We start from the raw sequence: 15,914 nt of genomic DNA, 5'->3' as shown, positions 1-15,914 counted from the left end.
GTGGAGGCGGGCGGCTTGTCGTCCTGCCGTGCCAGGGTGCGGCGGGACCCGGATTGCGTTGGGCAGCGGAGCTGCCGGACGGGGCTTTCGCCCTGTCCAAAGACCTTGGGGCGGCGCAGGACCGCGCCGTCGCCAGAACGGGAGGAATCGTGTATGAGCAATGCAAAAGAACCGGGGGCGGGGGGCCAGACGGCTGCCGCGCACCTTCCCGACGTCGCCTTCGACGAGTTCACCCCTCTGAGCTACGAGGCGTGGAAGGAGGCGGCCACCGCAGCCCTGAAGGGCGCACCCTTCGACAAGAAGATGTTCACCAAAACCTACGAGGGCATCACCCTGAACCCGATGTACACGGCGGAGGACACGGGGGGCCTGAGGGCTGCGCGCACCTACCCCGGTTCCTACTCCCTGCGGGGCAACGAGGCCTCCGGCAACCTGAAGCGCGCCTGGGAGATCGTGCAGTTCTGCGATGAGGCGTTGCCCCATGAGGCCCACAGAAGCCTGGCCCACGAGTTGGAGCGGGGGGCCAACTCCGTCGCCTTTCGCCTGGACCCCCGGACGGAGGCGGGGCTGGACGCCGACGCGCCGGGGACGGATGGAGCGGGCGTCTCCCTCTCCACGCTGGACGACGTCGAGGCCCTGCTGAAGGGCCTGCTGGGCCGCCCCCTGGCGATCTACGCCGGAGCCTCCGCCGCGCCGCTGCTGGGCTTCGTGGCCGCGCTGGCCCAAAGGGAGGGCGTCGCCCCCAGGACGCTTGCGGGCTGCGTGGGGGCGGACCCCATGGGCTGCCTGCTGGAGAGGGGGGGGCTGCCCGCGCCCCTGGATCGACTCTGGGACGAGATGGCGGAGACGATCCGTTGGGCCGAGGCCGCCGGCTCCCCGCTGCGCACGGTCCTGATCCGCGGCAGCGTGCCGCACGACGGCGGCGCGGACGCGACCCAGGAGGCCGCCTGCGCCATGACGGCCGCCATCGAGACGCTGCGCGCCATGCTGGCGCGGGGCATCTCGGTGGAGCAATTCGCCCGCCGGCTGCGCTTCGAGTTCTCGCAAGGGGCCAACTTCTTCATGGAGATCGCGAAGCTGCGCGCCGCGCGCATCGCGTGGGCTCAGATCGCGGAGAGCTTCGGCGGCGGCGAAGAGGCCCGGAAGTCCCAGATTTTCGCCCGCACCTCCCGCTTCACCCGCACGGTGTACGACCCCTACGTCAACATGCTGCGCGGTGCCACGGAGGCGTTTTCAGCGATCGTGGGCGGCGTGGAGGGGCTGACCGTCGGCTGCTTTGACGAGGCGCTGCGGCCAGGCTCCGAATTCTCGCGCCGCGTGGCCCGCAACGCCCAGATCATGCTTCAGAAGGAGTTCAACCTGCGGGAGCCCATTGACCCCGCGGGAGGTTCCTGGTATCTGGAGGCCCTGACGGACGAGCTGAGCCGCAGGGTCTGGGCCAGGCTTCAGGAGATCGAGGGCCGGGGCGGCTTCCTGGAGAGCGTCAAGGCGGGCGTGCTGCAGGAGGACGTGGCCGGGACCCTCGCGAGCCGCTGGAAGAACCTGGCGAAGCGCTCCGACCGCGCCGTCGGCACGAACATGTACCCCAACATGAGCGAGCCCCTGCCGGAGTTCGGGTCGCCGGACTGGGAGGGGCTAAGGGAGGAGCGTCTGCGGGCGCTGAAGGGCGCCCGGGGGGCGCGGGACGACGCCGGGGTGAAGAAGGCCCTCGAGGGGCTGTCGGGCGACGGCCTGATCGGGAAGGTCGCCGCAGCGGCCGAGGCCGGCGCCACGCTGGGCGAGGTCCGGGCCGCGCTGGGAGGCGGGAGGGGCGACGTCGCGGCGGAGCCCGTGAGGCCCCACCGCTGGACGGAGCAGTTCGAGGAGCTGAGGGCCAGGACGGAGGCCTACAGGGCGCGGACGGGTGATAACTTCCGCGTCTTTCTGGCCAACATGGGGCCCATCCCCCAGCACAAGGCACGGGCGGACTTCATCTCGAGCTTCATGGAGGTGGCCGCCTTCGAGATGCTCCGCAACGACGGCTTCGAGACGCCGGAGGCGTGCGCGGAGGCCGCCGCCGCGAGCGGTGCGGAGATCGCGGTGATCTGCTCCACGGACGCCACGTACCCTGAGGTGGTGCCGCCGCTGGCGCGGGCGATCAAGGAGCGGGCGCCGAAGATGGGCGTCTACCTGGCCGGGGAGCCAGCTCCGGAGTTCAAGGACGCCTACGTCGAGGCCGGCGTGGAGGGCTTCATCAGCGTCCGCTCGAACTGTCTTGAGACTTTGTCCGGATTTCAGAAGATGAAGGGGATGTTCTAAAGATGTCCGTATCGTATAAAAACCCGGATTTTACGCAAATTTCGCTGAACTGCCCCACTTCCGGCCCGGACTTTGACGAGGCGGTCTGGAGCCGCAACTTCGAGGCGGAGACGGGGTCTGCGCCCGAGGCGATGACGACCCGAACGATGGAGCAGATCGACGTCCCACCCCTCTACACGGAGGCGAAGGGCGGGCACCTCGCCCATTTGGCCTTCGACAAGCCGGGGCTGCCTCCCTTCCTGCGGGGGCCCTACCCCACGATGTACGTCACGCGCCCCTGGACGGTGCGCCAGTACGCCGGCTTCTCCACGGCCGAGGAGAGCAACGCCTTCTACCGGCGCAACCTGGCCGCGGGCCAGAAGGGCCTCTCCATCGCCTTCGACCTGGCGACGCACCGCGGCTACGACTCCGACCACCCGCGCGTCGTGGGCGACGTGGGCAAGGCGGGGGTGGCCGTGGACTCCATCCTGGACATGGAAATCCTGTTCTCCGGCATTCCGCTGGACCAGATGTCCGTCTCCATGACGATGAACGGCGCCGTGCTGCCCGTCCTGGCCTTCTACATCCTGGCCGCGGAGGAGCAGGGCGTGGACAAGTCCGTCCTGTCCGGCACGATCCAGAACGACATCCTGAAGGAGTTCATGGTGCGCAACACCTACATCTACCCGCCCAGGACCTCGATGCGCATCATCGGGGACATCTTCGCCTACACCTCGCAGTACATGCCGAAGTTCAACAGCATCAGCATATCGGGCTACCACATCCAGGAGGCGGGGGGCACGGCGGACATCGAGCTGGGCTACACGCTGGCGGACGGCCTGGAGTACCTGCGCACGGGCATCAAGGCGGGGCTCACCATCGACGCCTTCGCCCCGCGCCTCTCCTTCTTCTGGGGCATCGGCAAGAACTACTTCATGGAGGTCGCCAAGATGCGCGCCGCCCGCATGTTGTGGGCCAAGATCGTCAAGGGCTTCGACCCGAAGAACCCCAAGTCCATGGCGCTGCGCACCCACAGTCAGACCTCCGGCTGGAGCCTGACGGAGCAGGACCCCTACAACAACGTGGAGCGCACCTGCATCGAGGCCATGGCGGCGGCGCTGGGCCACACGCAGTCGCTGCACACGAACGCCCTGGACGAGGCCATCGCGCTGCCCACGGACTTCTCCGCGCGGATCGCGCGCAACACGCAGCTCTACATCCAGGACGAGACGAAGGTCTGCAAGGTCATCGACCCCTGGGGCGGCTCCTGGTACGTGGAGTCCCTGACCAGCGAGCTCCTGCGGCGCAGCTGGGCCCACATCCAGGAGGTCGAGGAGCTGGGGGGCATGGCTGCGGCCATCGACACGGGGCTTCCGAAGATGCGCATCGAGGAGGCGGCGGCCCGGCGTCAGGCCCACATCGATTCGGGCGCGGAGGAGATCGTGGGCGTCAACAGCTTCCGCCTCGACAAGGAGGACCCGCTTGAGATCCTGGAGGTGGACAACACGGCCGTGCGCGAGGCGCAGATTGCGAGATTGAAGAAGTTGAGGGAGAACCGGGATCAGGAGAAGGTGAAGGAGTGCCTCGACGCCATCACGAAGGCCACGGAGACGGGCGAGGGCAACCTGCTGGCGCTGTCCGTGGACGCGGCACGGGCCAGGGCGTCGCTCGGCGAGATATCGGCTGCCGTGGAGAAGGTCTGCGGGCGCCATCAGGCGGTGATCCGCTCCATCTCCGGCGTCTACAGCAGCGAGTTCAAGGACGCGGACGTCATCGACGAGGTGCGGAGGATGACGGACGACTTCGAGAGGAAGCACGGCCGCCGCCCGCGCATCATGGTCGCCAAGATGGGGCAGGACGGCCATGACCGGGGCGCGAAGGTCATCGCCACGGCCTTCGCCGACATGGGCTACGACGTGGATATCGGCCCGCTGTTCCAGACCCCGGCGGAGACGGCCCAGGAGGCGGTGGACAACGACGTCCACGTCGTCGGCATGAGCTCTCTGGCCGCGGGGCACAAGACGCTTCTGCCGCAGCTGGTGGACGAGCTGAAGAAGCGCGGACGCGAGGACATCATGGTGGTCGTGGGCGGCGTCATCCCGGCGCAGGACTACGCCTTCCTGCGCGAGCACGGCGCCGCCGCCATCTTCGGCCCCGGGACGGTCATCCCCGTCTCCGCCAAAAAGGTCATGGAGGAGCTCAACCGCCGTGTCGACGACGACTAGGCCCGAATGGACGCCGGAAGGGGCTGGAGCCGAGTTCGCCTGCCGCGTCATGGGCGGCGTGACCGACGCCCACGACGGCATGGCGTTTGCGCCGGAGCCGTCCCCTGCTCCCGTCCCGAAACGCCGGAAGCTGGCGCTTCGGGACTACGTGGAGGGCGTGCTGGAGGGCGACCGCGCGGTCCTCTCCCGCGCCATCACGCTGGTGGAGAGCAACGCGCCGGCCCACTTCGACCTGGCCCGGCAGGTCATCTCCGCCGTGCTGCCGCGGACCGGGCGCGCCGTGCGCGTGGGCATCACGGGCGTGCCGGGTGCGGGCAAGAGCACGTTCATTGAGGCGCTGGGCACGTGGCTCTGCGACCGGGGGCACAGGGTGGCGGTGCTGGCGGTGGACCCCAGCAGCACGGTGACGAGGGGCAGCATCCTGGGGGACAAGACGCGCATGGAGGAGCTGTCCCGGAACGAGAACGCCTTCATCCGCCCCTCCCCCTCCGGGGGGACGCTGGGGGGGCTCACGCGCAAGAGCCGCGAGACGATGCTGCTCTGCGAGGCGGCGGGGTACGACGTCGTCCTGGTGGAGACGGTGGGCGTCGGCCAGAGCGAGGTGACGGTGCGGGACATGGTGGACTTCTTCATGCTCCTGGTCATCACGGGCGCGGGAGACGACCTCCAGGGGATGAAGAAGGGGGTGATGGAGCTGGCGGACGCCATCGTGGTGAACAAGGCCGACGGGGCCAACCGGATGAGGGCCCAGACCACCCGGGCGGACTACGAGCAGTTCCTGCACTACCTGCGGCCCTCCACGGACGGCTGGACGAGCCGTGCCTACACCTGCTCCGCCCTGACGCGCGAGGGCATCCCGGAGGTGTGGGGCATGGTGGAGGACTTCATGGAAAACGTCCGGAGCTCGGGCGTTTTCGCGGAACGCCGCCGGCGCCAGGCGCTGTCCTGGGTCCACTCGATGGTAGAGGACCACCTGCTGCGCCGCTTCTACGAGGACCCCGGCGTCGCGGCGGAGATGCCGGAGATCGAGGAGCGGGTGGAGCGGGGCGAGCTGGCCGCCACCCAGGCGGCCCTGGAGCTGCTGGCGCTCTATGAGAGGGGTCGGGACCGACAGGAGTGATGGGGTTGCCCACCTGGTTCGTTGAAGGCCGGAACGTTTCGCCGGGGGCTTGACAGCCTGTACCGCGACCGGCCCCACTTAAGGAAACACTGATTCAGTCGTTGAGAACTGTCAACCGTATGGGCTCCCTTCAGTGCCTGAAACTTCATCAGGCCGCGCGAAGCGCGTGGGGATTGGGACTGACGGCCCGTGAGCGCCAGCGAACGGCAGCCGGAAGGCTCCCCGAAGTGGGGGGCGTAGCCCCATTTTAAAATTTTAGGGAAGCGCTGAAGGATACCCTTTGTTTGATGATCCTTAATTGCTTTCAACAACTTTTGAAGATTAATCAGCGCTTCCTTAATTCAAAGGAGGTGAAGTTCATGAAAAAGCTGTCGTGTGCGTTCCTGGTGGCCCTGGCGCTCTGCGGCGCGGCGGCGGCGAACGTCGCCTACACGACGGTGGACGCGGGCTACACGGGCGCCATCGGGGTCATCGACGAGGCCCTGCAGGCCGGGAGGGCGGTCGGCAGCCTTCGGGGCGACGCCCTGGGCGCGTCGTTCCCGCAGGGCGGCAGGCGGCTCTACGTCTTTTTGGAGCACGACCACACCACGGGGGACAAGGCGGCCGTTTACAATCCCGCCAGCTGGGACGTGCCCGTCGCCAACAGGACCTGGACGAACGCCATGAACGTTCACGGCCTGGCCGCCTACGGCGGGAACCTGTACGCCGCCGCCCACGAAGGGGGCGCCGTCATTCAGGTGAACACCTCGAGCTACACCGCCACGGGCCGTTATTACATCTGCACCGCCGCCCCGGCGGGGTACGTCCCCCACGCGGAACGGGTCCTCGCCGCCGGGAACGTGATCTATGCCCTGTTCACGGCGACGCGGGGCAGCTATCCCGGCTACACCTACGCGAGCAGCGTCCTGGTGGGGCTGGACAGCGCACTGAACAAGGAGCTCGTGCGGTACGAGGGGCTGGGCAGGAACGCCGTGGACATGGCGAAGATCGACGCCGGCCGGATCGCCGTCGCCTGTCGCGGCACGGGCGGCGTGCAGGTGGTGAACCTGAACGCCGCGGACGGCGCGGACTGGCTGGCTTTGGAGGTCGTCAGCGCGGACGACGGCACCGCCCTGGGCAGCGTGACGGCGGTCTGCGAGGACGGCGGGGGCGGTTTCTATTTCATCGCTGAGCGGCGGGACGGGGCGGCGGCGAGGCCCACCCTGACCCTCTATCGCTGGACCGGCTCCGCGCGGTACCCCGTGAAGGTGTACGAGGCAAAGGGCGTCGCCGGCTACGCCTGCCAGCTGGTGCGCGACACGGCGTACCGAAATCGGGTCTTCGCCGTGATGGGCGACAGGGTGGCCGTCCTCGAGGCGGACGGGCGCCACGTCAAAACGATCGGCAGCGCGGAGCTGGGCGGCAACCCCACCAGCATCGCGGTGATCGACCGCCCGGCGGGCGATGGAGGGAAGGACAAGAGCAGTTCGGGCGGCGGGTGCGGTGCGCTCGACCTGGGGGGCCTGGCGCTGGTCCTCCCGCTCCTGGCCCTGCGCCGGCGGTCCACCCCGCAGCGACGCGGATGAAGGACGGCCTCCCATAGTCTATAATTGGGGAGAAAGGCGCCCGAAGAGCCCCTGCGGGCCGCGCCGCACACTTTGCACATCAGGGAGGTCAAGGAACTTGAGGTTGAAGAGCTTTGGATCGAGGAACTTGCGGTTCGCGAAAGAACTTCTCCCCGCGCTGCTGCTCCTGTTCTCCGCCGGGGCGGCGGGAGCCAACGTGGTCTACACGGCTGTGGGGGCGGGGAGCTCCACGGCGTCGGTGGGCGTCATCGGGATCTCAAGCGCCGCGAGCGTCGACGTGCGCCCCTCCGTCCTGACGGGGCGGCCTGCGGACGCGGCGGTCTACGCCTTTCAGCGCGACGGCGGCCAGTACGTCCTGGTCAGCCATTCCAACTCCACCACCGGGGATGCGGTCTACGTCTACAGCGCCGCCAGGGGCTGGAACGCGCCCATAGCCAGCGCGGACTGGCCCGGGGTGCGCGGCGTCCGGGACATGGACGTTTCCGACAACGGGCGCAGCCTGTTCGCCGCGGCCTACGACAGCGGCAACCTCGTCGAGATCAGGACGGAAACCCTGCTGCCCACAGGCAACGTCCTGGCGCTCAGCGCGGACGGAGGGAACGTCCACGGGCAGCGCGTCCGCGTCCGCGGCAAGGAGATATACGCCCTTCTCACGGCTGGGAACGCGAACGGGGACAACGTGTCGGGGTGGCTGTTCCGCCTGGACGGCCGCCTCGTGCCCTACGCGAGCTTCGACCTCGGCGCTGGAGCGACCGACATGGCCCTCTACGACGACGAGAAGGTGCTTGCCCTCGTCTACGGGAATGGGGACGGAATCAAGGTCTACCAGCCGGGCAGGGGGAAGTTCAAGGACCTCGTCAACGGCTCGGGTGGCTATGGCGATATCGTTTCGGTCTGCGAGGACGGCGGAAGCAGCATCTACTTCATCGCGCAGACGGCTTCCGGTGCGGACGCGCTCTACCATTGGAAGGACAGCGCTGCTGCCGAGGTGTGGCGCTCTGCGGACGCGCCAAAGGACGGACTTCGGAGGCTGGTCTGGGACACGAGCGCCAAGGCGCTGGCGGCGACGACGGGCGACCGGGTCCTGATCTTCAAGGATGACGCGTTGGTCCGAACCCTCACGAGCGGCGACCTGGGCGGGACGGTCACGTCCCTTGCGACCTTCAACGAGGTAGCAGACGAGAATGACGGGGACAGTGGCTTCTGCAGCGCGCTGGGCCTGGGGGCCGCGGCGCTGTTCCTTCCGCTGGCGCTCCTGAGACGGCGAACGTAGAGGAAGCGGGAGAGTAGGGGGCCGCGCGGCGAACGCCGCGCGGCCCCTTTTTGTGTATTCATATCAATTCGCGTTTAAAGAAGGGCAAGAAAGGCCCCCCTGCAGGGGGGCTGCCCCGAAGGGGCTGGGACTGACGGCCCGTGAGCGGTAGCGAACGGCAGCCGGAAGGCTCCCCGAAGGGGAGGGGTGTTTTTCATAAGACGCGCCTGTCTGACATTCCCCGTCAACGCCTCCACAAGGCAATCAATTGCCTTGCTTCGGCACAGCCGACCGGCCGCCGCAATCCTCCCGAAAGATCGGCTTGCGTGAGGCCGGTCGTCTGGCCGCACCCCTCCGGTTCGCTGACGCGAACCACCTCCCCTTTCAGGGGAGGCAATCTACATTAAACGCAAATTGGTATAAAATCAAAGGACAAAAAGAGAACAAAACGCTTGACCTTCGCTGATGAATGGACGCCCTGCTGGTCATCGGACGATGGAGGGCGCTCACTCGCATCAGCGTGATAAGATATATCGAGATCATTAGGGAATCGGGCCTTACGGGGGGCGAGGACCGTCGTGAAGGTGGAGGAGAGGACGTCATATGGAAGAGCATGAGAGGATCGAACGAGAGGTGCGCCGGCACCTCGATCGGGTCGTGGAGTGGCGCCGGGCGATCCATCGCCATCCGGAGCTGAGCCGGTGCGAGGAGCGGACGGCGGAGCTCGTTGCGGGGGTGCTGGAGGGGCTGGGGCTTGAGGTCCGGCGCGGCGTGGGGGGCCACGGCGTCCTGGGGCTGCTGCGGGGCACGGGCGGCGGGGCGGACATGGGGCCGACGGTGGGCCTGCGCGCCGACATGGACGCCCTCCCCATGCAGGAGGAGACGGGGCTGCCCTGCGCCTCGGAGGTTCCGGGCGTCATGCACGCCTGCGGGCACGACACCCATACGGCCATGCTTCTGGGGACCGCCTGCGTTCTCGCGGGGATGCGCGACGCGCTGCCGGGCAACGTGAAGTTCATCTTTCAGCCCGCCGAGGAGCTGAACCCCGTTGGGGGAGCGCCGGGCATGATCGCGGACGGGGCTCTGGAGGACCCCCGCGTGGACGGCCTGTTCGGCCTTCACGTCTGGCCCGCCTACGAGACGGGGAGGGTCGTGTTGCGGTCCGGGCCTCAGATGGGGGCCTCCGACCGGGTGTACCTCACCGTGAAGGGCAGGGCAGCCCATGGGTCTGCGCCGGATCAGGGCGTGGACGCCATCATGATCGCGGGGCAGGTGCTCTGCGGGCTCCAGAGCGTCGTCTCGCGCAGCGTCTCGCCCCTGGATGCGGCCGTGGTCACCATCGGGACCATCAAGGGCGGATGGCGGTACAACGTCATCCCGGACCGGGTGGAGATGGAGGGGACGGTGCGCACCCTGAGGGAGGAGGTTCAGGCGGCCATGCCGGACCTCATCGAGCGCGCGGCGGAGGGCATCGCCCGGTCCCTGAGGGGCAGCTGCGAGGTGCGCTACGTCAAGGGCTACCCCCCTCTGGTGAACGACCCCGAAATGTTCGATCTGGCCGCGGAGGCGGTGAGGGAGGCCATGGGGGCGGAACACCTCGTCGTGGCGGAGCGGCCGGAGCTGGGCGCGGAGGACTTCGCCTTCTTCGCCCGCGAGCGTCCCTCGGCCTTCGCCTGGCTGGGCTGCCGTCCCGCCGGTGTGGGGCCGGAGGAGACGGGAGTGCTGCACAGCACGCGCTTCCGTCCGGACGAAGGGTGCTTCCCCTTCGGGATGCGCTTCCTCGCGTCCTGCGCCGTCGCCTTTCTGGGCCGTCGATAGGCGTATCAGAGAGCCAGAGAGGGGGGGGATGCCGCCGGAGGAGCCGCGGAGGGGCTGAAGGGTGTTCCTTGATTGGTTGAGAACGGAGGTACGAGAGAATGTCGGAAAATCCGGAGAGAAACGTGGACGAGACGATCGTCGCGCCGAAGCGCAGCTTTTTTGAAAGGTTCATCCGGGGCATCGAGGTGATCGGGAACAAGTTTCCGCACCCGTTTTGGCTGTTCGTCGTGCTGTCGCTGGTCCTGATGGGCCTGTCCTGGTGGCTGGGCAGGGAGGGCCTGTCCGTGACGTACATGGCCGGCAAGGCGGGGGAGGCCCCCAGGGAGACCACCGTCTCCGTGGTGAACCTGCTGTCATACCCCGCCATGCGCGAGTTCCTGGCGGGCTTTGTCAAGACCTACGTCAACTTTGCCCCCCTGGGCCTCATCATGACGATGATGCTGGGCATCAGCCTGCTGGAGCACACGGGCATGATCTCCGCCCTGATGCGCAAGACGATTTTAGGCGCCCCGCGGGCGCTGGTGGTGGCGGTGGTGGCCGTCGTCGGCATCAACGCCAACCTGGCCTCCGACGCGGGGATCATCTTCACGCCCGTCATCGCCGGCGCCGTGTTCAAGGCGCTGGGCCGCAACCCCTGGGTGGGGGTGGCGGCGGGATACGCGGCGGGGGCAGGGGGCTTCACGGCCAACTTCTTCGTGGCGGGGACGGACGCCCTGCTGTCGGGCATCACGGCCACGGCCGTCGAGGGCGTGCCCACAATTCCGCCGGGCACGCCGGTCCACCCGCTCATGAACTGGTACTTTATGCTCGCCGCCACGCTGGTCCTGACAGGGCTCACGGTGTACGTCACGGAGCACTACATCGTGAAGATGGTCGGGGACGCGGAGACGGTCCGCGATGCGGACGCGCTGAAGGAGCACGCCGTCACGCCGGCGGAGAACCGGGGGCTGTTCTGCAGCCTTCTGGCCCTCGTCGCCTACGTGGCCCTCATCGTGTGGCTGACGTACCCGGAGGGCTCCCTGTTCCGCAACCCGGAGACGGGCGCCATCGTCCCGCGCTCGCCGCTCCTCAGCAGCATCATGCCCCTGCTCTTCGGTCTGTTCTTCGTCGTGGGGACGGCCTACGGCATCGGCGCCGGGGTGATCCGCCGGGCGGAGGACGTGCCGAAACTCATGCAGAAGGGGCTCATCGGCAGCACGAGTTTCATGGTGGTGGTGTTGCCGGCCTCGCTCTTTGTGGCGCTCTTCCGCATGAGCCACTTCGACACGGTGCTTTCCGTGACGGGAGCGGAGTTCCTGAAGGCCATGAACCTGGGCGGCATCCCGCTGCTGGTGATCTTCGTCGTTTTGGTGTCCTTCCTGAACCTCTTCATGATCAGCGGCTCCGCGAAGTGGCTGATCCTGGCCCCCATCTTCGTTCCCATGTTCGCGGGGGTCGGCTTCTCCCCGGCCCTGACGCAGGTGGCCTACCGCATCGGGGACTCCTCCACCAACATCATCTCCCCCCTCTCCTACTACCTGCCGGTGATGTTGGGGCTCCTCGAGCAGTACAAGCCGAAGGAGGATACGAAGGTGGGCATTGGGACGGTCATCTCGCTGGCCATGCCCTATTCGCTGTTCTACCTGGCAGGCTTCACGCTCCTGCTGGTGGTCTGGTACCTCCTGGGGCTGCCCCTGGGGCCCGCCACGCCGGCCACGTTGGCGATGTAATGATGTGAGTGCTGTGAATACCAGGAGCGCTCCCCCGTGTCTCAGGGGGGCGCTCGTTTTTTGCAGGGCCGTGTGGCATAATGGAACCCCGCACCTTGCGGATGACGGAGTTTGTTTTGTGCTGTGGTTGGAGGATCGAGAGGCGGCGATCCAAAATGAATGTCCAATGTGGGGAGGATGCGACCGTGACCGTTCAAGAGGAAAAGAAGGTCCTGAGGAAGGAGCTTCGGGAGGTTGAAAAGGCCTTGCCCGACGCCTACCGGGCGGAGGCCGGCTCGGTGATCTGTGCCCGGCTGCTGGCCCTGCCGGAGTACCGGTCCGCCGGGACGGTCTTCTGTTTCGTTGGGGCCGGGCGGGAGATCGACACCCGCCCGTTTCTGGAGGGCGCGCTGTGCGACGCAAAGCGGCTCTGCGTGCCCCTGTGCGTCAGCATGGGGGTGATGGAACTGTGGCAGATCGACGCCATGGATCGGTTGGTGCCTGGGGCCTACGGCATCCCGGAGCCCGTGAAGGGGTCGCCCCTGGTGGGGGCGGACGAGGTGGACTTCGCCGTCATCCCATGCCTGAGCTGCAGCCGGGCCGGGCTGAGGCTGGGGAAGGGGGGCGGCTTCTACGACCGATTCCTCTCCGCCTATCGCGGCTTTGCGGTGCTGGTCTGTCCTGAGCGCCTCGTCCGGGAGGACATCCCGATGGAGCCCCACGACCGGCCCGTCCCCCGCGTCCTGACGGAGGCGGGGCTCTACGAAAGGGGTCAGCGGACGGACGTCTAACGTGCCTTCCGCCCCTTACTTAGAGGAACGGACGCATAGATGATGGCGGGAATTGCCCTCGAAACGGCGCTCCGTGCGTTCGCCTCGAGGGACGGTCACGAAACTGAGGGAGGGATTGTCATGAGGAAGGTTTTTGCGGCGGCCTGCGTCCTGGCGGTTTTGCTGGCCGTCCCTGCGGCGGCGGACCCGTGGACGAAGTACGAGAACGATCGCTTTGGCTACTCCGTGGAGTACCCGGACATCTTCAGCGAGATGAAGGAGCCGGAGAACGGCGACGGCGTCTGGCTCTCGTCGAAGGATGGCCGGTACGCCCTCACGCTGTCGGGCGGGTACAACGTGCTGGAGGAGGACGGAGAGGCCATGCTGGCGTCTAGGCTGGAGGACGTCTCGCACGTCCTGTCGAAGGAAGCGGCCCCGGACGGCTACCGACTCGTCTACGGCGACGGGAAGGAGCGCCTCTTTTTCGAGTGCGCCGTCGTCAACGAGGAGGCCTGGACGTCGTTTGTCCTGAGCTGCCCGAAGGAGGAACAGGAGCGCTTCGCGTCCGTCGCCGAGCGCATGGAGAAGAGCCTGGGCTTTTAGTTCGACGACGGGACGGCCCGGTGAGGGGCGGGCGCGGTTTCGAGCGGCATCCTGCCTTCAGGCCGCCGCAACGGCCTCTAAAAGGGAGGCGGGGTGCCTTATCTGGTACGGTGACTTGTGCTATGATTAACGCCATTGAACGAAAGGGGTTGGGGCAGGACTGTGGCGGAGAATTGCGGTCGTCGCAGCCGGAGAACCCCGACTCGGCGTTGCGAAACGAAATTTTTCATGGAGGGATCGAGCATGGAGCATATGAAACAACGGTTGAAGGCCTCTGCGGCCCTTGCCGTGCTGCTGGTTCTGGCGTTGGCCTTCGGGGCGTCGGCGGCCTCGTTCGGGAAGGATGAGATGCGGAGGATGGGCGTCTTCATCAGCAACTTCACGGAGGTGGGGCTCTACAACTTCGACTTGGACCTCGACGCCGCGGAGCTGATCCGCTTCGGCATCCAGCACAACTACCTCAACAACTACAAGAGCCGTATCAAGCTCTGCAAGGACAGGAAGTGTCCCCACGGGGACCTGACGATCGAGGGGAAGTTCGTCGTCGAGTCCGTGAAGAAGTACTTTGACCTGGACCTGGAGAACCAGAGCGTGACGGACTCCGACCCACGCTGCCACTTTGACGGAAAGCTCTACCACTTCGAGAAGGCGGAGGGCGAAACGGTGTACTACGCCGACGTGCAGCAGGCCTCCCGCGAGGGGAAGGTCGTCAACATGAGCGGCGAGCTCTACAACGTGGAGAACAAAAAGGAGCGTCCCGCGAAGTTCCAGGCCGTGGCCAAGCCGTACAACTGGAAAGGGAAGGACACCTGGGCCATCCTCTCCCTGAGGACCGACTGGAACGACTGACGGGGCCGATGAGGAAGGGGCAGGGCGTTGACGTCCCCAACGACAACTCCCCACCCCTCCCCTCCTTGCAGGGTAGCCAGAAAAACGCGCCTCTTCTTTTTGCCTCCCCTGCAAGGGGAGGCGGTTCGCGCTAGCGAACCGGAGGGGTTGTCTTTCACGCCCCAAAACAACCCCTCAGTCTCGCCCCTCCGGGGCTCGCCAGCCCCCCTTGCAGGGGGGCCAAATAAACCGGGGGCCTAAAACGCGCCTCTTCTTTTCGCCTCCCCTGAAAGGGGAGGTGGTTCGCGCTAGCGAACCGGAGGGGTTGCTTTTCACGCCCCAAAACAACCCCTCAGTCTCGCCCCTCCGGGGCTCGCCAGCCCCCCTTGCAGGGGGGCCTTTCTTGCCCTTTAGACGCAAATTGGTATAACTTCTGCGACGATGGGCTTGAGCTTAATAAAACTGTCGCAGCTGCGGCTTCGGGCAGCGGCGCCCCCGTTGCGTACCGTGAGCAGATGGGGTAGAATAACATTTTAAATAGTCTATTAAGCGGAAATTTTTTGCCCCGGGGCGGCTGCCATGGGGAAAATCGGGGAAGGAGTGATGTGCGATGCGTAAGGTTTTCACGGCTCTGCTGCTGGCGTTGGCCCTGGCGCTGACGATCGCCGGCGCGTCCATGGGAGCGGACGACGTCATCCGGATCGGGGTCTTCAACTGTCTGACGGGGCAGAACGCCTTCGGCGGGCAGCTGGAGCTCGAGGGCACGCAGCTGGCCCACAAGCTGAACCCTGAGATCCTCGGCAGGAAGGTGGAGCTCGTCGTGGTGGACAACAAGTCCGACAAGGTGGAGGCGGCCAACGCCGTCACGCGCCTCATCGAGAACGACAAGGTCAACGCCATCATCGGCACCTACGGGTCCTCGCTGGCCATGGCGGGCGGCGAGGTGGCGGAGAAGGCGGGGGTCCCCGTGATCGGTACCTCCTGCACCAACCCGCTGGTGACGCAGGGCAAGCGGTACTACTTCCGTGCCTGCTTCATCGACCCGTTCCAGGGCGCCGGCGCAGCGACCTACGCCTTCAAGAACCTCGACTTCAAGAGGGCGGCGACGCTGGTGGACGTCACCAACGACTACAGCGTCGGCCTCGGCGCCTTCTTCAAACAGGCCTACGAGAAGATGGGCGGCGAGATCGTGGCGGAGCTGAAGTATCAGTCCGGCGACCAGGACTTCACGGCGCAGCTGACGGAGCTGATCAGCAAGAAGCCGGACATCGTCTTCCTCCCCGCCTATTTCGCGGAGGGAGCCATCGTCCTGAAGCAGGCGCGGGAGCTGGGGGCGGAGTTCCGCTTCATCGGCGCGGACGCCATGGACAACCCGGAGATCGTCACGCTGGGCGGCGACGCGGTGGAAGGCTTCCTGCACACCACCTTTGCCTACGACCCCTCGATGGAGAACATGAACCCCGTGGCGGCTCAGTTCACCGCGGAGTGGAACAAGGAGCACCCGGACAAGGCCCCGAACGTGAACTGCGCCCTGGGCTACGACTGCTACGTCATGCTGGCGGACGCCATCGCGCGCGCGGGGAGCGCCGAGCCGGAGAAGATTCGCGACGCCCTGGAGGGGACGAAGGACCTGCCGACCGTCACGGGGATGACCACGATCAACGCCACCCACGACGCGGAGAAGGAGATGGGGATCGTCGAGATTCGGAACGGAAAGAAGACCTTCCTCGGCCTGGTGAAGCCGGAGATTTAACGCTCCGGAGCGCTT

Annotated in this window: 11 protein-coding genes; all 11 read left to right on the top strand. The window is 66.8% G+C overall.

Annotated features, from left to right (window positions below; all coding sequences use genetic code 11):
- The first annotated feature begins 153 nt into the window (after positions 1-153).
- Positions 154-2,298, top strand: coding sequence for a methylmalonyl-CoA mutase family protein (locus ACK28C_RS04040; RefSeq protein ID WP_409152471.1), 2,145 nt, complete (start codon positions 154-156; stop codon positions 2,296-2,298).
- 2 nt (positions 2,299-2,300) lie between these two features.
- Positions 2,301-4,502 carry a methylmalonyl-CoA mutase gene (gene scpA / locus ACK28C_RS04035; protein WP_015556958.1) on the top strand — a complete coding sequence of 734 codons (2,202 nt, stop codon included), beginning with the start codon at positions 2,301-2,303 and terminating at the stop codon, positions 4,500-4,502.
- On the top strand, positions 4,486-5,622 hold the full coding sequence (meaB, locus tag ACK28C_RS04030) for a methylmalonyl Co-A mutase-associated GTPase MeaB (protein ID WP_243440660.1): 1,137 nt from the start codon (positions 4,486-4,488) through the stop codon (positions 5,620-5,622). The genes scpA and meaB overlap by 17 nt, the downstream gene beginning before the upstream one ends.
- A gap of 359 nt (positions 5,623-5,981) precedes the next feature.
- Positions 5,982-7,187 carry a Synerg-CTERM sorting domain-containing protein gene (locus ACK28C_RS04025; RefSeq protein ID WP_015556959.1) on the top strand — a complete coding sequence of 402 codons (1,206 nt, stop codon included), beginning with the start codon at positions 5,982-5,984 and terminating at the stop codon, positions 7,185-7,187.
- Between the two features lie 127 nt (positions 7,188-7,314).
- Entirely contained in the window at positions 7,315-8,460 is a 1,146-nt protein-coding gene (locus ACK28C_RS04020) for a hypothetical protein (RefSeq protein ID WP_409152470.1), read from the top strand.
- 582 nt (positions 8,461-9,042) lie between these two features.
- A complete protein-coding gene (locus tag ACK28C_RS04015) occupies positions 9,043-10,257 on the top strand; it encodes a M20 family metallopeptidase (RefSeq protein WP_015556960.1) in 1,215 nt (404 codons plus the stop codon).
- A gap of 98 nt (positions 10,258-10,355) precedes the next feature.
- Complete coding sequence (locus ACK28C_RS04010) at positions 10,356-11,966, top strand: AbgT family transporter (RefSeq protein WP_015556961.1); 1,611 nt, start codon at positions 10,356-10,358, stop codon at positions 11,964-11,966.
- Positions 11,967-12,151: 185 nt separating this feature from the next.
- Positions 12,152-12,736 (top strand): 5-formyltetrahydrofolate cyclo-ligase, encoded by a 585-nt coding sequence (locus ACK28C_RS04005; RefSeq protein ID WP_208873694.1) that lies wholly within the window; start codon positions 12,152-12,154, stop codon positions 12,734-12,736.
- Positions 12,737-12,856: 120 nt separating this feature from the next.
- Positions 12,857-13,318 carry a hypothetical protein gene (locus ACK28C_RS04000; protein ID WP_208873695.1) on the top strand — a complete coding sequence of 154 codons (462 nt, stop codon included), beginning with the start codon at positions 12,857-12,859 and terminating at the stop codon, positions 13,316-13,318.
- Between the two features lie 243 nt (positions 13,319-13,561).
- Entirely contained in the window at positions 13,562-14,167 is a 606-nt protein-coding gene (locus ACK28C_RS03995; RefSeq protein ID WP_015556963.1) for a hypothetical protein, read from the top strand.
- A 589-nt stretch (positions 14,168-14,756) separates the two neighbouring features.
- Positions 14,757-15,899: an ABC transporter substrate-binding protein gene (locus tag ACK28C_RS03990; protein ID WP_015556964.1), complete on the top strand. Its 1,143-nt coding sequence runs from the start codon at positions 14,757-14,759 to the stop codon at positions 15,897-15,899.
- Positions 15,900-15,914 lie beyond the last annotated feature (15 nt).

Origin of the sequence: Fretibacterium fastidiosum, from assembly GCF_964642095.1 — a bacterium.
Classification (GTDB): domain Bacteria; phylum Synergistota; class Synergistia; order Synergistales; family Aminobacteriaceae; genus Fretibacterium; species Fretibacterium fastidiosum.
This window is presented reverse-complemented; position numbering and strand designations above follow the sequence as displayed.